At 71.2% G+C, this 21,371-nt stretch carries 17 protein-coding genes; 11 read left to right on the forward strand and 6 right to left on the reverse strand.

What is annotated here, in order from left to right; translation table 11 throughout:
- The first annotated feature begins 155 nt into the window (after window positions 1–155).
- Window positions 156–596 (forward strand): VOC family protein, encoded by a 441-nt coding sequence (locus tag KZI27_RS01265; RefSeq protein WP_222658991.1) that lies wholly within the window; start codon window positions 156–158, stop codon window positions 594–596.
- A 106-nt stretch (window positions 597–702) separates the two neighbouring features.
- A complete protein-coding gene (locus KZI27_RS01270) occupies window positions 703–1,521 on the forward strand; it encodes an SDR family oxidoreductase (RefSeq protein ID WP_222658992.1) in 819 nt (272 codons plus the stop codon).
- A 6-nt stretch (window positions 1,522–1,527) separates the two neighbouring features.
- Here the strand turns inward: KZI27_RS01270 and KZI27_RS01275 are convergent, their stop codons facing one another.
- From KZI27_RS01275 to KZI27_RS01295, 5 genes are all read right to left on the reverse strand, one after another.
- Window positions 1,528–2,181 carry a hypothetical protein gene (locus tag KZI27_RS01275; RefSeq protein ID WP_261784006.1) on the reverse strand — a complete coding sequence of 218 codons (654 nt, stop codon included), beginning with the start codon at window positions 2,179–2,181 and terminating at the stop codon, window positions 1,528–1,530.
- A 168-nt stretch (window positions 2,182–2,349) separates the two neighbouring features.
- Complete coding sequence (locus tag KZI27_RS01280; protein WP_222658993.1) at window positions 2,350–3,678, reverse strand: flavin monoamine oxidase family protein; 1,329 nt, start codon at window positions 3,676–3,678, stop codon at window positions 2,350–2,352.
- A complete protein-coding gene (locus KZI27_RS01285) occupies window positions 3,678–5,042 on the reverse strand; it encodes an NAD(P)/FAD-dependent oxidoreductase (protein ID WP_261784007.1) in 1,365 nt (454 codons plus the stop codon). The genes KZI27_RS01280 and KZI27_RS01285 overlap by 1 nt, the downstream gene beginning before the upstream one ends.
- A 2-nt stretch (window positions 5,043–5,044) precedes the next feature.
- Window positions 5,045–6,376, reverse strand: a complete 1,332-nt coding sequence (locus KZI27_RS01290) for an aspartate aminotransferase family protein (RefSeq protein ID WP_260232996.1) — start codon at window positions 6,374–6,376, stop codon at window positions 5,045–5,047.
- Between the two features lie 119 nt (window positions 6,377–6,495).
- Window positions 6,496–6,978, reverse strand: a complete 483-nt coding sequence (locus tag KZI27_RS01295; protein ID WP_035809531.1) for an Lrp/AsnC family transcriptional regulator — start codon at window positions 6,976–6,978, stop codon at window positions 6,496–6,498.
- Window positions 6,979–7,111: 133 nt separating this feature from the next.
- Between KZI27_RS01295 and KZI27_RS01300 the strand changes: the two genes are divergently transcribed.
- The 9 genes from KZI27_RS01300 to KZI27_RS01340 all read left to right on the forward strand — a co-directional run bounded on the left by KZI27_RS01300 (window position 7,112) and on the right by KZI27_RS01340 (window position 20,488).
- Entirely contained in the window at window positions 7,112–8,566 is a 1,455-nt protein-coding gene (locus tag KZI27_RS01300) for an aminobutyraldehyde dehydrogenase (protein ID WP_222658995.1), read from the forward strand.
- A 31-nt stretch (window positions 8,567–8,597) separates the two neighbouring features.
- Window positions 8,598–9,785, forward strand: a complete 1,188-nt coding sequence (locus KZI27_RS01305; RefSeq protein WP_222658996.1) for an ABC transporter ATP-binding protein — start codon at window positions 8,598–8,600, stop codon at window positions 9,783–9,785.
- Window positions 9,782–11,002 (forward strand): PotD/PotF family extracellular solute-binding protein, encoded by a 1,221-nt coding sequence (locus KZI27_RS01310; RefSeq protein WP_222658997.1) that lies wholly within the window; start codon window positions 9,782–9,784, stop codon window positions 11,000–11,002. The genes KZI27_RS01305 and KZI27_RS01310 overlap by 4 nt, the downstream gene beginning before the upstream one ends.
- Entirely contained in the window at window positions 10,999–11,934 is a 936-nt protein-coding gene (locus tag KZI27_RS01315) for an ABC transporter permease (protein WP_222658998.1), read from the forward strand. The genes KZI27_RS01310 and KZI27_RS01315 overlap by 4 nt, the downstream gene beginning before the upstream one ends.
- A complete protein-coding gene (locus KZI27_RS01320; RefSeq protein WP_111083719.1) occupies window positions 11,931–12,800 on the forward strand; it encodes an ABC transporter permease in 870 nt (289 codons plus the stop codon). Before KZI27_RS01315 ends, KZI27_RS01320 begins: the two co-directional genes overlap by 4 nt.
- Before the next feature lie 412 nt (window positions 12,801–13,212).
- The gene (locus KZI27_RS01325; RefSeq protein ID WP_222658999.1) at window positions 13,213–15,762 is read left to right on the forward strand and encodes a carboxylate--amine ligase/circularly permuted type 2 ATP-grasp protein; all 2,550 of its coding nucleotides are present in this window, start codon (window positions 13,213–13,215) and stop codon (window positions 15,760–15,762) included.
- The gene (locus KZI27_RS01330) at window positions 15,762–17,555 is read left to right on the forward strand and encodes an N-acetylglutaminylglutamine amidotransferase (protein WP_222659000.1); all 1,794 of its coding nucleotides are present in this window, start codon (window positions 15,762–15,764) and stop codon (window positions 17,553–17,555) included. The genes KZI27_RS01325 and KZI27_RS01330 overlap by 1 nt, the downstream gene beginning before the upstream one ends.
- 2 nt (window positions 17,556–17,557) lie before the next feature.
- A complete protein-coding gene (locus tag KZI27_RS01335; RefSeq protein ID WP_261784255.1) occupies window positions 17,558–19,501 on the forward strand; it encodes a S9 family peptidase in 1,944 nt (647 codons plus the stop codon).
- Window positions 19,502–19,585: 84 nt separating this feature from the next.
- Window positions 19,586–20,488, forward strand: a complete 903-nt coding sequence (locus tag KZI27_RS01340; RefSeq protein ID WP_222659002.1) for a GNAT family N-acetyltransferase — start codon at window positions 19,586–19,588, stop codon at window positions 20,486–20,488.
- 21 nt (window positions 20,489–20,509) lie between these two features.
- Here KZI27_RS01340 and KZI27_RS01345 read toward each other — a convergent pair whose 3' ends face one another.
- Window positions 20,510–21,364, reverse strand: a complete 855-nt coding sequence (locus tag KZI27_RS01345) for a phosphotransferase enzyme family protein (RefSeq protein WP_222659003.1) — start codon at window positions 21,362–21,364, stop codon at window positions 20,510–20,512.
- Window positions 21,365–21,371 lie beyond the last annotated feature (7 nt).

The raw sequence follows: 21,371 nt of genomic DNA on the forward strand, positions 1-21,371 counted from the left end.
CCTCGAAAACCCCCCGCTCAGCGGGGGGTTTTCTGTTCGTCCGGTGGCAGATCCGGGGCTCGTCATCAGCATGCATCTCGCAACGCTAGGAGTCCGGCGGCGTTGTGGGAATCAACCTTGCGATGGCAATGATCGTTCACGAGTTGGGTGGGGTGATGAGCGAACCCATCGTCACGCCGCTCGGCTTCGCGCACGTGCGCCTCACGGTCACCGACATCCACCGCAGCAAGGCCTTCTACGAGCAGCTGTTCGGCATGCCGCCCGGCAGTGACTTCAGCGACCAGATCGACGACCCGACGATCCACGACGACCCGTGGCGGACCTACGGCGGGTGCTCGTTCACGTTCGGTGGGCAGACACTCGGCCTGCGACCGGTCGCCCCCGCCGAGGACCGGTTCGATCCCAACCGAGTCGGTCTCGACCACGTGTCGTTCCGCGTCGGGTCCGTCGACGACCTGCACGCCGCCGTCGAGCGGCTGGACGCGGCCGGCATCGAACACGGCGACGTCACCGACCTGCCGCCGTTCGGGCTGGTGATCCTGTCCGTGCAGGACCCCGACGACGTCAACCTGGAGTTCGCGGCGCCGCGGCCCTGAGCCTCGGTGCGCTGGTGTCCGCTTGCCGCGTCCGTCACCCGGACCTCCAGGTGCCCCGGAAGCGGGGAGCGTTGCCTGATCGCGTCAGATCTCAGGAGGAGACAGCATGAGCAAGACCTGGTTCATCACCGGAGCGTCGAAGGGCTTCGGCCGCGAGTGGGCGGAAGCGGCACTCGAGCGCGGGGACTCCGTCGCCGGGACCGCGCGCAACCCCGACGACGTGCACGACCTCGTCGACCAGTACCCGGACACGTTCCTCGCACTGCAGCTCGACGTGACCGACCGTGCCGCGGACTTCGCGGCCGTGCAGCGTGCGGCGGAGCACTTCGGTTCGCTCGACGTCGTCGTCAACAACGCCGGCTACGGCCACTTCGGCATGGTCGAGGAGCTCACCGAGGACGAAGTGCGCGCGCAGCTCGAGACGAACCTGTTCGGTGCGCTCTGGGTCACCCAGGCGGCGCTGCCGATCATGCGCGAGCAGGGGTCCGGGCACGTCATCCAGGTGTCGAGCATCGGCGGGATCAGCGCGTTCCCGACGGTCGGGGCCTACCACGCGTCGAAGTGGGCGCTCGAGGGGATCTCGCAGTCGCTGTCCCAGGAGGTCGCGGGCTTCGGCATCCACGTCACCCTCGTCGAGCCCGGCGGGTTCTCGACGGACTGGTCCGGTCCGTCCTCGAAGCACAGCGAGGAGATCGCCGCCTACGCCGACGTGCGCGAGGCCGCGTCCAAGCGCCCGTCCGCCGCCGACCCGGGCAAGCCCGAGGCGACCCGGTCGGCGATCCTGAAGGTCGTCGACGCCGAGCAGCCACCCCTGCGCGTCTTCTTCGGCAAGGCGCCGCTCGGCATCGCGGAGCGTGACTACGAGTCGCGGTTGGCGACCTGGCGCGAGTGGCAGCCGGTGTCGGAGGAGGCGCACGGCTCCTGAGCGACCTCAGCTGATGATGTTGACCGCGCGCGAGATGACCAGGGCCAGCAGGATGAACCCGCCGAGTGCCTGGTAGGCCATGATCATCTTCGCGCGGACGGTCATCGGCATGGTGTCGGTGGGGCTGAACGCCACCATGTTCGTCATCGCGACGTAGAGGTAGTCGAGGTAGACCGGACGCCACGCGGCGGTCCTCGGGTCGGTCTCCTGCGGGAACTGGAAGTCGGCCTCGGCAGTCGCCCACAGCTCGGGACGACGACGAGCCACCGGCCCGCCCCGGTCGAGCTCCCAGTACACGAGCCCGAACGCGATGATGGTGCTCAACCACACCTGAAGGGCGGTGAGCAGGACGGTACCGCCGTCGGCGTGGCCACCGAGGAGCAGCTCGATCGTCCGGATCACGGTCAGCTGGTTCGCGACGGTGAGCAGGATCGCCAACGAGATGGACACCCACCGCGACCAGGTCGTCTCGCGGGTCAGTCGTCGCGGGTTGAAGACGACGAGCGGGGACAGCAGCAGGACGCCGAGCACCGGGACCACCCACGACGGGATGAACAGCACCTCGCTCGGCAGGAACAGGCTGAGCCCGAGGTTCGCCAGGATGGCGATCGCCACCGGTGCGCGGTGCTCGTGGCGGTGTCGGGTCCTGGTCGGGGTCACGGTGTGAGTGTCGCGCATGGGCCAGGCGCGGAGTTGACCCGTGGCGGCGCGTCGGTTCGGGGCGCCCGAGGTTCCACAACACACCGCTCACGTCCGTCGAGGTTCCACAGCGGTCCGCTCAACGCGTCGGGGTTCCGAGATTTTGGAACCCCGGGGGGGCGGGACGGTTCAGCGGGGGACGGGCGTCGCGAGCGAGAGCGGCTCGACCTCGGTGCCGAGCAAGCGCCCGGCCGCCCGCAGTCCGGACAGCAGCGCGCCGTGCACGGTCGCCGGGTCGTCGCCCCACGTGGCCTCGCCGGCGAGCTGCACCCGGCCGGACGGCGCACCGAGCCGGTCGTGGTCATCCGGCGACGCCCCGACGTGCAGGTACGAGTAGGAGCCGCGGGCGAACGGGTCGTCGGCCCACCGGGTGATCCGGAACGCCTCGGGTTCGGGGACCGAGGGGCCGAACATCCGCCGCAGGCCGCCGATGCCCTCGTCCACGATCATCGCGTCGGGCAGGGTCTCGAGGCGCCGGGCCCCGGTCCCGCCGACCAGGGCGGCCAGCACGGGCGCTCCGGTCACGCGGGACATGTCGTACCAGGAGTGCCAGTCGACACCGGCAGGTCCCTGCTGGCGGACCACCCACGAATCACCCCAGAACCGTTCCGGGAACCGCAGGAACACCTTGTCGTAGACCCCCGTCCCGAGCCGGCCCATCGCACCGGTGACCGTCTCGGACAGCGGCGGGTCGAAGGTCACGTCACCGGCCTGCAGCACTCCGAGCGGCACGGTCACGACGACGTCGTCCGCCGTGACCGTCGAACCGTCCGCCAGCCCGACCACGACGCCCGTCGTGGACTGCGTCACCGATCGCACCACCGCGGACAGCCGGACGTCGAGCCCCTCGGCCAGGGCGGCTGCGTACTGGGCGTAGCCACCGGGGAACACCACCTCGTCGCCGGGGACGTGTTCCTCTTCGAGGCCGCGGGCGTCGAGGACGGTCACGGGTGCGCCGCAGAGGTCCTCGGAGCGGTGCGCCGTGTACTCGCGGACCCGCGCGGCTCGGTCGCCCTGCCACTGCAGGGACCGCAGCACGGTGTCGACGGCGGCCGCGTAGGTCGAGGGCGGCGGTGCGTGTGCGACGACGGCGTCCAGGGCGGCGTCGACGGTGTGCAGGTCCGCAACGAACGCCGAGGCCGAGGCCTCGGACAGCGGCGCCCCGGACGGGCCGTGCCACGCGATCGGCCGGCCGTCGAACTGGAAGCTCCCGACGGTGAACTCGACGGTCTCGATGCCGAACCGGGGCGCCAGGGCCCAGAGCGGGTTGCCGTCGACGCCGTGGATCCACGAGGCGCCGAGGTCGACGGGCACGCCGATCTCGTCGTCGGTCCAGGTGCGGCCGCCGATCCGGTCGCGGGCCTCGAGCACGACCACCCGCTGGCCGTCGAGCGCGAGTGCCCGGGCAGCGGCGAGCCCGGAGACGCCGGCCCCCACGACCACCACGTCGGCGTCCATCAGTGGCCCCCGGTCAGCGGTGCCATCAGACGGGCGGCCAGGCTCGGACGCCCCGTCAGGGCCTCTTCGCGGTCGGCCAGGTCCGTCGCGACGAGCCCGGCGTTCGCCCCGAGGAACCGCAGGGGCTCCGGCTCCCAGTCCGGCGACCGGTGGTTCACCCACGGCAGCGCGGTCAGCGGCGAGGACACACCCCGCACGAGGTCGGCGAGCGTTCGCCCGGCCAGGTTCGTCGTGGAGAGTCCGTCGCCGACGTAGCCGCCAGCGGTGCCGACGTGCCCGTCCCAGGTCACGGACGCGCACCAGTCGCGCGGCACCCCGAGCGGGCCGCCCCACGTGTGGGTGATCGGTGCGTCGGCGACGGCGGGGAACAGCTCCACCAGGGACCGCCGCAGGTGCTCGAACACGCGCGGGACCCGGTCGTAGCCGGGGGTGATCGCCGACCCCCAGTGGTAGCGGGCTCCGCGCCCGCCGAACGCCAGTCGGTCGTCCGCCGTGCGCTGCCCGTACACGAGCAGGTGGCGGTAGTCGGAGAACGTCTGCCCGTGCTCGAGTCCGATGCGGTCCCACACCGCCGCGGGCAGCGGTGCCGTCGCGATCATGAGCGAGTACAGCGGCAGGATCCGCCGCTTCGTCTGCTCCAGCTGCGCGCCGTACCCCTCGACCGCGATCACCACGGCGCCGGCCGTCACGGTGCCACGCGACGTGACCACACGCCCGCGATCCCAGGACGAGGCGGGCGTGTGCTCCGCGATCCGGACGCCCCGGGCCTCCAGGGCGGCCGCCAGGCCACGCACCAGCGCGGCGGGCTGCACCCGCGCGCAGTCCGGGGTCCACGCGACCCCCGCCGATCCGGCGGCGTCGCCGGGTCGGGCCGCGCGCCACGTCATGTCGTCGCCCCACTCGGCCGACGCGGCGACCTCGTCGTGCGCCGCGCGCTCCTGCACGGCGGAGCGTGCGTACAGGACGGTGCCGCCCTTCACGTAGTCGCAGTCGACCCCGGCTTCGGACGCTGCACGGCCGACCTCGTCGACGGTGTCGCGCATCGCTGCGCGCAGCGCGAGTGCCGCGTCGCGGCCGTGCTCACGGGCGACGGAATCGGCGGACCGCGGGAACAGCGCCGAGCACCAGCCGCCGTTGCGTCCGGAGGCGCCGAACCCGGCGATCTCGCGTTCCAGGACGACGATCTGGAGGCCCGGGTCGGCCTGGTGCAGGTACCAGGCGGTCCAGAGACCCGTCAGTCCACCGCCGACGATCGCGACGTCCGCGGTCGTGTCGCCGTCGAGCGGCGGCCGGAGCGCCAGGTCGTCGTGTCCGGTGGACGCGAGCTGGTCGAGCCAGAACGAGACGCCCCGGTAGCCGCTCACGGTCAGATCTTCGACGAGGCCTCGGACAGGACGCTCCGCAGGATCGACGTGATCTCGCGGAACTCCGGCTGCCCGATGGTCAGCGGCGGAGCGAGCTGCACGACGGGGTCGCCGCGGTCGTCGGCCCGGCAGTACAGCCCGGCGTCGAACAGCGCCTTCGACAGGAAGCCGCGCAGCAGCCGCTCGGACTCGTCGTCGTCGAAGGTCGTCTTGGTGGCCTTGTCCTTGACGAGCTCGATGCCGTAGAAGTAGCCGTCGCCGCGGACGTCCCCGACGATCGGCAGGTCCTTCAGGGTGTCGAGTTCGGCCTTGAACAGCGGGGCGTTCTGCCGCACGTTCGCGAGCAGGCCCTCTTCCTCGAAGATGTCGAGGTTCTCCATCGCGACGGCGGCGGACACCGGGTGCCCGCCGAACGTGTAGCCGTGGTAGAAGGTCGTGTCGCCCTTGGAGAACGGCTCGAAGAGCTTGTCGCTGATGATCGTCGCGCCGATGGGGGAGTACCCCGAGGTCATCGCCTTCGCGCACGTGATCATGTCCGGCACGAAGTCGTAGGTGTCGCAGGCGAACATGGTGCCGATCCGGCCGAAGGCGCAGATGACCTCGTCCGAGACGAGCAGCACGTCGTACTCGTCGCAGATCTCGCGCACCCGCTGGAAGTAGCCGGGCGGCGGGGTGAAGCAGCCGCCGGAGTTCTGCACCGGCTCGAGGAACACCGCCGCGACGGTGTCGGGGCCCTCGAACTCGATCATCTCGCGGATGCGCTCGGCCGCCCAGAAGCCGAACTGCTCCTCGGTGCCACCCGGGAAGCCCATCTCCTCGGCGCGGTAGTAGTTCGTGTTCGGCACCCGGAAGCCACCGGGTGTCAGGGGCTCGAACATCTCCTTCATCGCCGGGATGCCGGTGATCGCCAGGGCACCCTGCGGAGTGCCGTGGTAGGCGACTGCTCGGGAGATCACCTTGTGCTTCATCGGCTTGCCCTGGAGTTTCCAGTAGTACTTCGCGAGCTTGAAGGCGGTCTCCACCGCCTCGCCGCCGCCCGTCGAGTAGAAGACCTTGTTGAGGTCGCCGGGGGCGTGCTCGGCCAGCCGGTCGGCGAGCTCGATGGCCGCCGGGTGCGCGTAGGACCAGATCGGGAAGAAGCTCAGCGTCTCCGCCTGCTTCGCGGCCATCTCGGCCAGGCGCTTCCGTCCGTGTCCGGCGGCGACGACGAACAGGCCGGAGAGTCCGTCGATGTAGCCCTTGCCGTGGCTGTCGTAGACGTGGTGGCCCTCGCCCCGGACCATGATCGGCACGTCGGCACCGGCCTGGTTCGCACCGTGCCGGGCGAAGTGCATCCACAGGTGGTCCCGGGACTTCCGCTGCAGGTCGGCGTCGTCGACCGGGGCGAACGGGTCGTAGGACCCGAGGCGGTTGGACTGGCCGGTGGCCTGGCCGCTGGTCGTTTCGGAGATGGTCATCGCGTTCCCCAGTCGTAGAGCTGTTTGCGGAGTTGCAGGTAGACGAAGGTCTCGGTGCCGGCGACGCCCGGGATGGCCCGGATCGTGCCGTTGAGCAGTTCGATCAGGTCGTCGTCGTCCTCGCAGACGACCTCGACCATCAGGTCGAAGCTGCCGGCGGTCATGACGAGGTAGTCGACCGCCGGCAGCTGTTCGAGGGCATCGGCGACTGTTCGGGTGTCGCCGCTGACCCGGATGCCGATCATCGCCTGGCGGTGGAAGCCCAGTTGCATCGGGTCGGTGACCGCGACGATCTGCATGACGCCGGTCTCGGTGAGCTTCTGGACGCGCTGCCGGACCGCCGCCTCGCTGAGACCGACGGCCTTGCCGATCTCGCCGTACGGACGGCGGCCGTCCGCCTGGAGTTGTTCGATGATCCGCTTCGAGGTGTCGTCGATCGGTCCCGGACGTCGTGGTGCTGCCGCCATGCCGGACAGCATGGCAGCGAGGTCCGGACGACGCAAGGGATTCCGTTGTGAACACCGTGTTTCGCGACGATTTCCGTTGTTACGGTTCTCCACAACCTCCGAATCCGTCTTCCGCACCGCCGGGATCCGTGTCAGGATCACCGCCATGTTGGACACGACGGAACCGGTGACCACGACGCACGAGGTGCGCAACTTCGTCGGTGGCGCTCCTGTCGAGTCGAGCGCGGACACCCGGTTCGACCTGGTCGACCCCACCACCGAGCAGGTCTACGGCACGTCGCCCGTGTCCACCGCTGCCGACGTCGACGCCGCGTTCACGAGCGCGAGCACCGCGTTCGCGACCTGGCGGCGCACGACCCCCGGCGAACGGCAGCTCGCACTGTTCCGGATCGCGGACGCCGTGGAGCAGCGGGCGGAGGAGTTCGCGGACCTCGAGTCACTCGACACCGGCAAGCCCCGAGCCTCCCTGGTCGAGGACGAGATCCTGCTGTCCGTCGACCAGATCCGCTTCTTCGCCGGAGCCGCCCGCAACCTCGAGGGGCGCAGCGCCGGCGAGTACATGACCGACCACACCTCGTTCGTCCGGCGCGAGCCCATCGGTGTCGTGGCCCAGGTCACCCCGTGGAACTACCCGCTGAACATGGCGGTGTGGAAGTTCGCCCCGGCGCTCGCCGCGGGGAACACCACCGTGCTCAAGCCGAGCGACACCACTCCGCTCTCCACCCTGCTGCTCGCCGAGGTGGCCGCCGAGTTCCTGCCGCCGGGCGTGCTCAACGTCGTCGTCGGGGACCGCACCACCGGCGCCGCGATGATCGACCACCCCACCCCGCAGCTCGTGTCCATCACCGGCTCCGTCCGTGCCGGCACGGAGGTCGCCCGTGCCGCCGCCGGCGACCTCAAGCGCACCCACCTCGAGCTCGGCGGCAAGGCCCCCGTGATCGTGTTCGACGACGCCGACATCCCCGCCGCCGTCGCCGGCATCGTCGCCGCCGGGTTCTTCAACGCCGGGCAGGACTGCACCGCGGCCACCCGGTTGCTCGTGCAGGACGGCATCCACGACGAGTTCGTGGCGGCGCTCGCCGCCTCGGCACGTGAGACCGCGACCACCGGCACCGACACCGCCACCCCGTACTTCGGTCCGGTGAACAACGCGAACCAGCTCGCCCAGGTCCGGTCCTTCCTCGACACGCTCCCCGACCACGCCACGATCGAGCTCGGCGGCGGGCGGCAGGGCGACGTCGGCTACTTCCACCAGGCCACGATCGTGTCCGGCCTGCGCCAGGACGACCGCATCGTGCAGCAGGAGGTGTTCGGCCCGGTCCAGACCGTGCAGCGGTTCTCGACCGAACAGCAGGCGCTCACGTGGGCGAACGACGTCGAGTACGGGCTCGCGAGCTCGGTGTGGACGACCGACCACTCGCGGGCGATGCGCTTCGCCCGCGACCTGGACTCCGGGTGCGTGTGGATCAACACCCACATCCCGATCGTCGCCGAGATGCCGCACGGCGGCTTCAAGCACTCCGGCTACGGCAAGGACCTGTCCCAGTACGGGTTCGACGACTACACCCGCATCAAGCACGTCATGTCCTACATCGGCTGACCCCGATCCTTCCGAAGCAGCAGGAGGCACCATGGCAATGACCGGCACGTTCGCCGAATCCGGAGCCGATCTCCGGCTCGAGCAGATCACCAAGTCGTTCCCCGGGCACACCGCCGTCGACGCGCTCGACCTGACAGTGCCGGCCGGCTCGTTCTTCGCCCTGCTCGGCCCCTCGGGATGCGGCAAGACCACGACACTGCGACTGGTCGCCGGGCTCGAGGAGCCCACGAGCGGCACCATCACGATCGGCGGCGAGGACGTCACCGACACGAAGCCGTACCAGCGGCCGGTCAACACGGTGTTCCAGAACTACGCGCTGTTCCCGCACATGAGCGTGCTCGACAACGTCGCGTTCGGCCTGAAGCGGCGACGGATCCCGGACCCGATGACGAAGGCGCGCGAGGCCCTGCACCTGGTCGAGCTCGACGCCTCGGCCGACAAGCGCCCCGCCTCCCTGTCCGGCGGCATGCAGCAGCGCGTCGCCCTGGCCCGCGCGATCGTGAACCGGCCGGCGCTCCTGCTGCTCGACGAGCCGCTCGGCGCGCTGGACCTGAAGCTCCGGCACCAGATGCAGCTCGAGCTCAAGACGATCCAGGCCGAGGTCGGGCTCACCTTCCTGCACGTCACCCACGACCAGGAAGAGGCGATGACGATGGCCGACACGGTCGCCGTGATGAACGGCGGCCGGATCGAGCAGATGGGCAGCCCGCAGGACCTGTACGAGCTGCCCCGCACCGCGTTCGTCGCGAACTTCCTCGGCCAGTCGAACCTGCTCGAGGGCGAGGTCCGCGGCACCGACGGCCCGCTGCTCGTGGTCGCGACCCCGGCCGGCACCATCGCCGTCCCCGCCGACCGCGCCGTCGCCACCTCCGGCAGCGTCGTCGTCGGCATCCGTCCGGAGAAGCTCAAGATCCGCACCTCGGAGCCCACGCCCGAAGCCGGCCGGAACATCCTCGGCCCCGGCCGCGTGGTCGACGTCTCGTTCTCCGGCGTCAGCACGCAGTACCTGGTGGACGTCCCCGGCGCCGGCCGCGTCTCCGTCTTCGCGCAGAACTCGAAGGGCGGGCCGCGGATCGCGACCGGCACCGAGGTCTGGCTCACGTGGGGCGTCGACCACGGGTTCGGCCTGGAGGCGCACCCCGCGTCCGACCAGGCCGTCACCACCCACGCCGCCACGGGCCTCCAGTCCGCACCCGCCACGGCAGGATCGCTCGCGTGACCGGCGGGGGACCCGGCCCGGACCTGCTGCGCGGACTGACGTCCGCGCGCGTCAGCCGACGCGGTCTGCTGGCCGGCGGAGGAGCCGCCGCGCTCGCGGCACTGCTCACCGGGTGCAGCATCAAGGGCTCAGCCGCCTCCGGCGCCGAGAACGCCGTCGACTGGACCGCGTTCTGGAAGGACGCCGAGGCGACGAAGCAGCTGAACTTCGCGAACTGGCCGCTCTACATCGACTCCGACCACGGCAAGTCCGAGTCGCTCGCGCTGTTCCAGCAGGCCACCGGCATCAGCGTCGACTACCAGGCGGTGATCCAGGACAACGCGACGTTCTACGCGACCGTGTCGCCGATCCTGCGGGCGCAGGGTGCCACCGGCTACGACCTCATCGTGATGACCAACGGCTTCGAGCTGACCCAGATGATCAAGAACGGGTTCGTGTGCGAGCTCGACCACTCGCGCCTGCCGAACTTCGCGGCGAACGCGGGCGACTCGGTGAAGGACCCGACGTACGACCCCGGCAACAAGCACTCCGTCGTCTGGCAGACGGGGTTCACCGGGATCGCCTACAACCCGAAGTACATCGACCGCGAGATCACGTCGTTCCAGGACCTGCTCGACCCGGCGTTCGCGGGCCGTGTCGGACTGATGAGCGACAACACCGAGCTCGGTTCCCTCGGACTGCTCGCGAACGGCATCGCCCCGGAGACGTCGACCCCGGCGGACTGGCGGAAAGCGCAGGCCTGGTTGCGGAAACTGCGCCCGAGCGTGACCGGCTTCTACGACCAGAGCTACATCAACAAGCTCGAGAACGGCGACACCTGGATCACGCAGGCCTGGTCCGGTGACGTCTTCCAGGCGCAGCAGTCCGGGTTCGAGGACCTGAAGTTCGTCACGCCGGAGGAGGGCCAGATGATGTGGCACGACAACCTCATGATCCCCCAGCAGGCGGCGAACCCGGTGGCCGCCCTCGAGTGGATCGACTTCTACTACACGCCGAAGATCGCCGGCATCGTCGAGGACTGGGTCAACTACGTCTGCCCGGTCCCCGGCGCCGAGGCCTACGTCCGCGACGAGCTCGACGACGCGACGGTGGCGGACAGCCCGCTGGTGTTCCCGGACTCCGACGTGCTGGACCGGTCGCACGAGTTCCGGGTGTTCGAGAACTACGACGAGTACTCGGAGTGGAACGGCATCTTCAACGCGGTGGTGCAGTCGTGACGGCGGTCGGGGTCGCCGGCCCGGGTGCCGCGCCGACACCGGGCGCCGGTCCGGCGCCCGTCCGTCGGGGGCGGCGTCGCAGCACACCGTTCCTGCTCGCGCTCGTGGGCACCGCGTACCTCTGCGTGTTCTTCGTCATCCCGCTCGTCTCGGGGCTCATCGTCTCGCTCATGTCGGGCAACCCGGACGACGGCTACACCTTCACGTGGAACTGGGGGATCTACGGGTCCCTGTTCGTCGACCCGCAGGTGCCGTACCTGACGTTCCTGCTCCGATCCCTCTGGTACGGCGCCGCCGCCACGGTCGTGACCATCATCGTGGGGTACCCGGTGGCGTACTTCATCGCGTTCCGGGTGTCCCCGCGGTGGAAGAACCCGTTGCTCATGCTCGTGTTCGTGAGCTTCCTGGTGTCCTTCATCATCCGCACCGACATGTGGGCGTTCGTGCTCGCGTCGCAGGGGCCGGTCGTCACGTTCCTGCAGGCGATCGGCCTGGCCGGCAAGGACTTCCACATCCTCGGCACGGGCGGCGCGGTGATCTTCGGAGACTCCTACAACGACCTGGCCTTCATGGTGCTGCCGATCTACGCCGCCCTCGAGCGCATCGACCCACGACTCGGCGAGGCCGCGAACGACCTGTACGCCGGCAAGTTCCGGGCGTTCTGGCACACCACCTTGCCGCTGTCCCGCTCGGGCATCTTCGCCGGGGTCCTGCTCGTCTTCATCGACAGCGTCGGGGACCCGGTGAACTCTGCCCTGCTGGGCGGCACGAACACGTACACGATCGGCCAGGCGATCCAGGACGCCTACTCCGGCAACCAGCAGTACAACGTCGCCGCGGCATTGTCGACCGTGCTCATGGTCGTGCTCGGCATCATCCTGTTCATCTACGCCCGCGTCTCCGGCACCGACGACCTCGAGGACCTCGTATGACCGCCGTCGCACCGACCCGTCCGTCCGCCGCCCCGGCCACCGGTGGGATCGCCCGCGGTCCGAGCCGCCACGGCGTGAACCGCCGCGGTCCCTGGCTCGCGATCGTGTACTGGGTCACCATCGCGATCACCCTCGTGCCGATCGTCTACATGATCGTGTACTCGTTCAACGACGCCCCGACGAACCGGCTGTCGTTCGCGTGGAACGGCTTCACGACCTACTGGTACGCGAACCTGGTCAACGTGTCCGGCCTCGGCGCCGCGTTCGTCACCTCGGTCGTCGTCGCGTTCCTGGCCGCGATCATCTCGGTCGCGATCGGGCTGCCGCTGGCCCTGGCCCTCGAGCGGTACCGGTTCCCCGGCCGTGGTGCCGTGAACGCCGTCGTCTTCGCGGACATCGCGGCGCCGTCCATCGTGGTCGGCTCGGCATCGCTCTCCTTCTTCTTGTCGGTGGGACTCGGCACCGGGTTCCTGACCGTGCTCATCACGCACGTGGCGTTCGACGTCGCGTACGTCGTGGTGGTGCTCCGGGCCCGGATCTCCGGCACGTCGCGGGTGCTCGAAGAGGCAGCGAGCGACCTCGGGGCGACGCCGTTCCAGGCCTTCCGGCTCGTCACCTTGCCGCTGCTGGCGCCGGGCATGCTCGCCGCCGGGTTGCTGGCGCTCGCGATGTCGATCGACGACTACGTGATCACCTCGTTCGTCGCCGGGCCCGCCGTCACCTTCCCCCTGTTCGTGTACGGCGCCGCGAAGGCCGGGATGCCGCCGCAGGTGCTGTGCTTCGGGACGCTCGTGTTCGCGGTGGGGCTGCTCGTCGCGCTGCTGAACGGGGCACTCAACCGGCGGTTGGCGCGGACGCGGGGGTAGGCGCCGGCCCGCACGGTGCGGCTTTCGCGGGCCGGTGCGCGGTTGGCGCGGGTCGCACGGTGCGAGGTGCGCGGGCTGGTGCGAGGTTGACCGCAGGGTGCGCGCTTGTAGCGGCGCACGGAGCGTGGAACCTCGCACGGGGCGAAGAGGTGCGCACGGTGCGGCTTTCGCGGGCTGGTGCGTGGTTGGCGCGGGTCGCACGGTGCGCGTTGCGCGGGCTGGTGCGGGGTTGCACGCGTGGTGCGCGCTTGTAGCGGCGCACGGAGCGTGCAACCTCGCACGGGGTGAAGAGGTGCGCACGGTGCGGACGTGAGTTCAGTGCTCGTGACGACCGGTCGACGACCGTGTTACGGGCACGAGTCGGGCGGTGTGCCGCGGTGCGCACCACAGGGCACACGCGTAGGTTCCAGCCATGAGTGCAGAGCTGACGCTCGGCGCCGAGGAAGAGCTGCACCTCATCGACCTCGAGTCCGGCCGACTTTCCGCGAAGGCCCCGCGCCTTCTGCCCAAACTGCCCACCGACCGCTTCGGCGCCGAGCTACAGCGCACGACGATCGAGACGAACACCCCGGTGGTGCGGACCCTCGACGACCTGCGGCGGGTGATCGTCGACCTGCGCAGTGAGCTCAGTGCCGCGATCGCCCCGGCCGGGGTCACGATCGCCGCCGTCGGCACCGCGCCGAGGTCGGAGTACGCCGACTTCGAGCTGAGCGCCGGCGGTCGGTACGGCCGGATGCAGGAGCAGTACCGGATGCTCGTCGACGAACAGCTCATCTGCGGCCTGCAGGTGCACGTCGGGGTCAGTGACCGCGACCTGGCGGTGCTCATCGCCCAGCGGGTGGCGCCGGTGCTCCCGTCACTGCTCGCCCTGAGCGCGTCGAGTCCGTTCTGGAACGGGCAGGACACCGGCTACGCCTCGTTCCGGAGCATCATCTGGCAGCGATGGCCGTCGGCTGGCAGCTTCGGTCCGGTGGAAGACGCCGCCGAGTACGACCGGGTACTCGACGACCTGATCGCCTCGGGCGTGATCGCCGACAAGAAGATGGCCTACTTCGACGTGCGGCCGTCGTCGCACGCCCCGACGCTCGAGCTGCGGGTCTGCGACGCGACCCCGGTGGTGGACGACGCCGTGCTCATCGCCGGACTCTTCCGCGCCGCCGTGCGCAAGGCCGAGAAGTCGGTCGTGTCCGGCGCCGAGTGGCACCCGCGGAGTGAACCCCTGCACCGTGCGGCGATGTGGCAGGCCGCCCGCTCCGGGTTGAGCGGGGAACTCGTCGGCCTCGGACAGCACCCCGAACGCCTGCCCGCCGAGGTCGCGGTGCGCCAGCTCGTGTCCCGCCTGCGCCCGGAGCTCGAGGAGCTCGGCGACTGGGGCACGGTGACGGAGCTCCTCGACGCGACCCTGGCCCGCGGCAACTCCACCGACCGGCAGCGCACCGCCTACGCCGAGCGCGGGGAGCTGGACGACGTCGTCGCCCTGGTGGTGGAGGACACCGCGGGGCTCCCGTCCGGACGCGACGAGGACCCGGTGGTCCCGATCCCCGGATACCGCGTCCGTGCCGGTGACGAAGCGGTCGGCCCCGGGGCACGCCCCCGTCCGGCGTTCCGCGACCTGGCGGCCTTCTTCGACGGCTGGGACGCCGAGACCGCGATCGACCGCTGCACTGCCCGCGACGTCTGGACCCGCGAGCACCACGTCGGCTTCGTGGTGGACGGCGACGCGCAGGCGTTCGGCTGCGACCTGGTACCCCGGACGATCAGCGCGTACGAGTGGTCGCAGCTCGAGCGTGGCCTGGGGCAGCGTGCCCGCGCGATCGAACTGTTCCTGCGTGACGCGTACGGCGAGCGGCGGATCGTGGCCGACGGCGTGCTGGACGCGGACCACTTCGTCGGCGCGAAGGGCTGGGATCCGGACGCCACCCGGCTGCCGGCGACCGCCGTCCGTGCGCCGGTGCTCGGGTTCGACCTGGTGCGGAACGAGTTCGGCGGCTGGCGGGTGCTCGAGGACAACGTCCGCTCGCCCTCGGGCGTCGCGTACGGCATCGCCCTGCGCGAGCTGATGGACGACGTCGTGCCGGACGCCCCGCGGCCGGCGCACCTGCGCGACCCGCACGGCGTGATCGACCGGCTGCGCCGGACCCTCTGTGCGAACACCACCGCGGTGACGGGCGCGACCGACCCCGTGATCGCACTGGTCAGCGACGGCCCCGGCGCCGGCGCGTGGTTCGAACACCGCAGGCTGGCCGACGGGGCAGGGTTGCGCCTCCTGTCCGGATCGGACCTGGACGTCCGTGACGGACGTGTTGTCGACGCGACGACGGGCGACGTGCTCGACGGGCTGTACCTGCGGATCGACCGCGACGTCAGTGCGCTGACGGCGGAGCACGCTCCCGACCTCGGTGCGCGGATCCTCGACGCGGCGGAGGCAGGCCGCGTCTACCTGGCGAACGCGCCGGGCAACGCGCTGGTCGACGACAAGGCGATGTACGTCACCGTGCCGGACCTGATCTGGTACTACCTGGACGAGAAACCCCTGCTGGCATCGGTGCCGACGTACCGCACGAGCATCGAGGTGGAACGGCTGTCGGTCCTGGACCGCGTCGGGGAACTCGTCACGAAGCCGGTCGACGGCGAGGGCGGGCGCGGGGTCTTGATCGGACCGAGCGCGAGCGCCCCCGAGGTGGCCGAGCGACGGCGCGAGATCGCCGCGGACCCCGCCGGGTGGGTGGGGCAGGAGGTCGTGCAGCTGTCCTCGCACCCGACGATCGGACCGGCCGGTCTCGACCCGCGGCACGTGGACCTGCGGGCCTTCGTCTACGCGACGGGGACCGGACCCGACGACGTGCACCTGGCCGACGTGGCCCTGACCCGCGTCGCACCCGAGGGCAGCATGGTCGTCAACTCGTCGCAGGGCGGCGGCGCGAAGGACACGTGGATCATCGGGACGACAGGGGAGCGCTGATGTGTGGACTCGCGGGTGAGATCCGGTTCGACGGCCGAGCGCCGGACGTCGGGGCGGTTGCCCGGATGACCGGGTGCATGGTGCACCGCGGCCCCGACGGTGACGGGCTCTGGGCCCGCGGGCCGGTCGCGCTGGGCCACCGGCGGCTGTCCATCGTCGACCTGTCCACCGCCGGTGCGCAGCCGATGGTGCTGCCCCGCGCCGGACTGACGATCGCGTACAACGGCATGGTCTACAACTACGAGCAGCTGCGTGACGAGTTGCGCGGCAAGGGCCACGAGTTCTTCTCGACGTCGGACACCGAGGTCATCGCCCTGGCGTACGCCGAGTGGGGCACGGCCTTCGTCGAGCACCTGATCGGCATGTTCGCCATCGCGATCTGGGAGCACGCCAGCGGCCGACTCGTGCTCGCGCGGGACCGGCTCGGCATCAAGCCGCTCTACGTCGCGCCGGTGCGGGGCGGGCTGCGGTTCGCGAGCTCCCTGCCCGCGATCCTTGCGGGAGACGGCGGGACGGACGTCGACACGTCCATCGACCCCGTCGCCTTCGCCTCGTACATGAGCTTCCACTCGATCGTCCCCGCGCCCCGCACGATCCTCTCCGGCGTCGGCAAGCTCCCGCCCGCCACCGTCCGGGTGATCGAGCGCGACGGCACCGCCCGCGACACCGTCTACTGGGAGCCGCGGTTCGAACGCGACCCCGCCAAGGCCGACTGGACCGACCGGGACTGGGAGCAGGCGTTCATCGGCTCGCTCCGCACCGCGGTCGAGCGGCGCATGGTGGCCGACGTCCCCGTGGGCGTCCTGCTGTCCGGCGGTATCGACTCGTCCCTGGTCGTCGGACTGCTCGCCGAGGCCGGGCAGCAGGACCTCGCCACGTTCAGCATCGGCTTCGAGGCGGCCGGCGGTGAGTCCGGCGACGAGTTCGAGTACTCGGACCAGGTCGCGGAGCACTTCGGCACCGACCACCACCGCATCCACATCCCCTCGACGCGCCTGCTCGACGGCATCGACGGTGCGGTCGCCGCGATGAGCGAGCCGATGGTCAGCCACGACTGCGTCGCGTTCTACCTGCTGTCTCAGGAGGTCTCGCAGCACGTCAAGGTCGTGCAGTCCGGCCAGGGTGCCGACGAGGTGCTCGCCGGTTACGACTGGTACCCGCCGCTCGCCGACGTCCCCCGCGACCAGGCGGCCGAGGCCTACCGTTCCGTGTTCATGGACCGCCGCTGGCCGGCACTGCAGGGGCTGCTCGGGGAGCGGTGGAAGAGCGACGACGACACCCCGTCGGCGTTCGTCGACCGCGAGTTCGCGCGTTCCGGAGCGGAGACGAGCGTCGACGCCGCGCTCCGCAGCGACACCACGATCATGCTCGTCGACGACCCGGTGAAGCGCGTCGACAACATGACGATGGCGTGGGGACTCGAGGCCCGCGTGCCGTTCCTGGACCACGAGTTCGTCGAGCTCGCCGGTGCGATCCCACCCGCACTCAAGCTGTCGGACGGCGGCAAGGGCGTCATGAAGCGGGCGTCACGCGGCATCGTCCCCGACAGCGTCATCGACCGCAGCAAGGGGTCGTTCCCGGTGCCCGCGATCCGCCAGCTCGAGGGCCCCTACCTGGAGCGGGTGCGCGCGGCACTGCACGCACCCGAGGCGCGGGAACGTGGCCTGTTCGACCCGGGTACGGTCGAGCGGATGCTCCAGGACCCGAACAGCACGCGGACCGAGATCGGCGCGAACGCGCTCTGGCAGCTCGGCCTGATCGAGATGTGGCTGCAGCAGCAGGGGGTGCGGTGACCATGGGTTCGCTCCGGACTGGAGGCGCGGCGAGCGTCGCGTCGTCGGCCGACGTCCGTCCCTCGGTCACGACCAGGGCCGCGGCCGACCTGGGGGAGCGGCTCGCCGCCGCCTGGGGGTCGTGGGGCCCCACCATGACCCGGAACGCCCGGCGCGTGGCGTTCGTGTCCGACCGGCACGGCACCCCCGAGGTGTTCGTGCAGGACGTCGTCGTCGACGGAGAGCTGCCCGAACCGGTGCGGATCGCGCTGTCCGACGACCCGGTGATCCGGGTGTCGTGGTCGTCCGACGGGGAGTGGCTCGCCGTGGCCATCGCGACCGACGGCGGCGTGAAGCAGCAGGTCTGGGTGGTGCGGCCGGACGGCAGCGACGCCGCGCAGATCGCCGGCTCGCGGTACCAGCACGCCGAACTCGGGCCGTGGAGCCGCAGCGGGCACCGGGTCGTCATCACCCTGCCCTCGACCGAAGCCGACCAGCCGGCCCGCTCGTACCTGGTCGACCCGGTCTCCGGCGACCGCGACGACCTGGCCGTCGGCGAACTCATCCACATCCTCGACCTGTCGGTGGAGGAACGCCTCGTCGTGCTGAGCGACGGGCAGCGCGGCCAGGAGTTCGTCGTCGTGGTCGACCGACTGACCGACGAGAGCCACGCCCTGTTCGCCGACGACCCCGACGGGTCCGCTGACATCGCGTTCCTGCGGCCCTCGCCCGCGAGCGAGACCAGCCCGCTCGTCGCCTACGTCGCCACCGAGGCCGGCCTGCCCCGCCGCGGACTCGTCGCCCAGCCGGTCGGACCGCACGGGTGGCGCGGCACACCCCGCCAGATCGCCGAACGGCCCGACGCCGAGCTCGAGTACCTCGACGCCGACGACGCCGGCCGCACGCTGCTGCTCGTCTGGAACGTCGACGGGCGCAGCGAACTCGACCTCATCAACACCCACGACGCCTCGCGCACCCCGGTGCCCGACCTGCCCGGGTACGTGGTCACCGACCCGGTGCTCAGCCGTGACGGACGGAGCGTGCTGCTCGCCGTCGAAGGGCCCACCCGACCGCGGGGCCTCTGGCGGCTCGACACGAACGCACTCACCTGGAACCGGGTCACCGACGTTCCCGCACTGCCCGACGTGCCGCTGGTCGAGCCGACCCTCGAGCGGTTCGCCGCCCGTGACGGACTGGAGCTGACCGGCTGGCTGTACCGGGCGGTGGAGCCGGCCGCGTCGTCGGCGGACGTCGACGGCGCGACGCAGGACGTTCCTCCCGGCCCGCGCGCAGCGCTCGTCCACCTGCACGGCGGACCGGAGTCGCAGGAACGACCCACGTTCTCGCCACAGCACCAGGCGCTCGCCGCCGCCGGGGTGACCGTGTTCGCCCCGAACATCCGCGGTTCGTCCGGCTACGGGCACGAGTTCGTGCACGCCGACGACCTGGCGTTGCGGTGGAACGCGCTCGCCGACGTCGTCGACTGCGCGCGGTTCCTGGTGACCAACGGGTACGCCGATCGCTCCCGCGTCGCCGTCGAGGGGCGCTCGTACGGCGGGTACGCGACCCTCGCGTCGTTGGCGTTCACGCCCGACGTGTTCGCGGCCGGGGTCGCGGTGTGCGGGATGAGCGACTTCGCGACGTTCTACCGGGACACCGAACCGTGGATCGCCTCGGCGGCCGCGACGAAGTACGGACACCCCGTCGACGACGAAGCGCTGCTCGCGGCCCTGTCGCCGATGCGTGCCATCGACGACGTCACGGCGCCGCTGCTCGTCGTGCACGGCGAGCTCGACACGAACGTGCCCATCGGTGAGGCGCACCAGGTCGTCGCGGCGCTGCGGGAGCGGTCGCACGACGTCGAGTACCTGGAGCTCGAGGGTGAGGGGCACGAGTACCGGCGGGCGTCGTCGCGGGCGCTGCTGGTGCGGCGGATGGTGGAGTTCGTGGCGGCGCGTTTGGCGTGAGGCGCCGGTCGCGGGTTCTCGGAGGGGGCGTCACGGGGTGCAACGATGCGCCGGCGGCGCTCGCCGCGGGCAGAGAATGGTGGGATGACGACGACTGCGCTCATCCGGCCCGGAGAGGTCCTCGTGGCCTCGGCAGCGGAGGTCGAGCAGGTCGTCCACCGTGCCACGAACCAGTACGCCTCCGGTGTCGTCGCTGACACCGCCGGGTGGGCCGACGGCGATCGTCGGCGGATCGAGGACCTCGGGTTCCGTGGTGGTGATGCCCGCGGCGAAGCGCTCCGGACGCTCGACCTGACCATCGCCGACGACGGCACCCCGACGCGCGTGCTCGACGCGCCCGCCATGGCCGCGCTGAACAGCCACCACGCGCGGTTCGCCGAGCGGCGCGGCGACGTGGTCCGCTACCAGACCGACGTGTCGGTGTGGACGGGGATCCCTGCGCGGCCCACGCCGCAGGACTGGGAGGACGTCCGGGCGCTGCTCGGGTCGGGCGGGATGCTCGGCGTCGGTGCGGCTGCCGTCCTGCCGTCGGGGTGGGAGCTGGTCGAGGGCGCCGGGGGCGTGCAGCTCACCGGTGAGGCGATCGAGGGTGCGCCGGACCCCGAGGCCGTCGTGCTGACGCCGGACGACGTGCCGGAGATGACCGCCCTGGTGGAGCGGACGAAGCCGGGGCCGTTCCTGCCGCGGACGATCGAGCTCGGCACGTACCTCGGCATCCGGCGCGACGGTCGGCTCGTCGCGATGGCGGGGGAGCGCCTGCACCCGCCGGGGTGGACCGAGATCAGCGCGGTGTGCACGGACGAGGGGTACCGGGGGCAGGGGTTCGGGCGGCGGCTGGTGCTCGCCGTCGCGCACGGGATCCGCGAGCGTGGGGAGGCGCCGCTGATGCACGCGGCTGCCGGGAACACCGGGGCGATCGGTCTGTACCAGCACCTCGGGTTCCGGCTGCGGGATCGCGGGGCGCCACGGTTCGTGCGGGTGCCGTGAGCTGGGTTCCGGTCTGACGGGTCAGAACGCGGCGAGGGCGCGGCGGAGCATGTCGTGGCCCTGGGCCTCGAAGCCCTCGTCGCCGACCGCGTAGGCCCAGGTCGCGGTACCCACTGCTTCGCGGAGTTGCAGCCAGCGCCAGGCGTCCGACTCGCGCGGATCGTCGCCGTAGCCGTCGAAGAACGCCGCTTCGAGGGTCGGATCGTGCTGCCAGTGGAGCACTGCGAGTCGGGTGAGGTCGAAGGAGGCGGGGCGCCAGCCGAAGCGGCCGAAGTCGATGACGCGGAGCCTGCCGTCGTCCACGATCCAGTTGCGTGGGTGGAAGTCGCCGTGGGTCGGCACTAGGAGCTCGTCCGGGTGGTCGGTGGGGAGCATCTCGAGCGCCGCGCGGATCCGGGCGACGACGTCGGGCGAGATCCGGTGCGGGGCATCGAGCGCGCGGAGGGCCTTCGCCTGCTCGTGCGGCAGGAACGTCGGGTCGTGGCGGGCGTCCTGGTCGTGCAGCCGTCGGAGCAGTGCTCCGGCCCGGCGGTGGACGTCGGGATCGTGCTCGTCCGGGGTCCCGAGGGCGAGGTGCCCGGGGACGCGTTCGAGCACGAGGACGCGGTGCTCCTCGTTCGCGGCGACGAGGGCACCGGTGTCGCCGTTGGCTCGGAGTGCGGCGGTGGCGGTGCGGTGCGCGTCGAGCTCGCGGGGGAAGTGCGTGTTGGTCGGGCCGGAGGCCTTCACGGTGAAGCTGTCGACGCCAGCGCGGACGTGCAGGACCCTCGTGTCGAGGAGCCCCCACGAGTCATCCGCCACCAAGACCGCGCCGGGGAGCGTCTGGAGCACGAACGCGATCTGGTGGTCGTCGAGTCCGGTGTCGCCCCACTGCATGGCGGCA

This window comes from Curtobacterium sp. TC1, from assembly GCF_019844075.1.
Classification (GTDB): Bacteria; Actinomycetota; Actinomycetes; order Actinomycetales; family Microbacteriaceae; genus Curtobacterium.

Excerpts from the sequence above, each read along its gene's own strand:
- KZI27_RS01265 (WP_222658991.1), top strand. The coding sequence starts at position 156 with ATGAGCGAACCCATCGTCACGCCGCTCGGCTTCGCGCACGTGCGCCTC.
- KZI27_RS01270 (WP_222658992.1), top strand. The coding sequence starts at position 703 with ATGAGCAAGACCTGGTTCATCACCGGAGCGTCGAAGGGCTTCGGCCGC.
- KZI27_RS01280 (WP_222658993.1), bottom strand. The coding sequence starts at position 3,678 with ATGGACGCCGACGTGGTGGTCGTGGGGGCCGGCGTCTCCGGGCTCGCC.
- KZI27_RS01290 (WP_260232996.1), bottom strand. The coding sequence starts at position 6,376 with ATGCACTTCGCCCGGCACGGTGCGAACCAGGCCGGTGCCGACGTGCCG.
- KZI27_RS01295 (WP_035809531.1), bottom strand. The coding sequence starts at position 6,978 with ATGCTGTCCGGCATGGCGGCAGCACCACGACGTCCGGGACCGATCGAC.
- KZI27_RS01300 (WP_222658995.1), top strand. The coding sequence starts at position 7,112 with ATGTTGGACACGACGGAACCGGTGACCACGACGCACGAGGTGCGCAAC.
- KZI27_RS01305 (WP_222658996.1), top strand. The coding sequence starts at position 8,598 with ATGGCAATGACCGGCACGTTCGCCGAATCCGGAGCCGATCTCCGGCTC.
- KZI27_RS01320 (WP_111083719.1), top strand. The coding sequence starts at position 11,931 with ATGACCGCCGTCGCACCGACCCGTCCGTCCGCCGCCCCGGCCACCGGT.
- KZI27_RS01325 (WP_222658999.1), top strand. The coding sequence starts at position 13,213 with ATGAGTGCAGAGCTGACGCTCGGCGCCGAGGAAGAGCTGCACCTCATC.
- KZI27_RS01330 (WP_222659000.1), top strand. The coding sequence starts at position 15,762 with ATGTGTGGACTCGCGGGTGAGATCCGGTTCGACGGCCGAGCGCCGGAC.
- KZI27_RS01335 (WP_261784255.1), top strand. The coding sequence starts at position 17,558 with ATGGGTTCGCTCCGGACTGGAGGCGCGGCGAGCGTCGCGTCGTCGGCC.
- KZI27_RS01340 (WP_222659002.1), top strand. The coding sequence starts at position 19,586 with ATGACGACGACTGCGCTCATCCGGCCCGGAGAGGTCCTCGTGGCCTCG.
- KZI27_RS01345 (WP_222659003.1), bottom strand. The coding sequence starts at position 21,364 with ATGCAGTGGGGCGACACCGGACTCGACGACCACCAGATCGCGTTCGTG.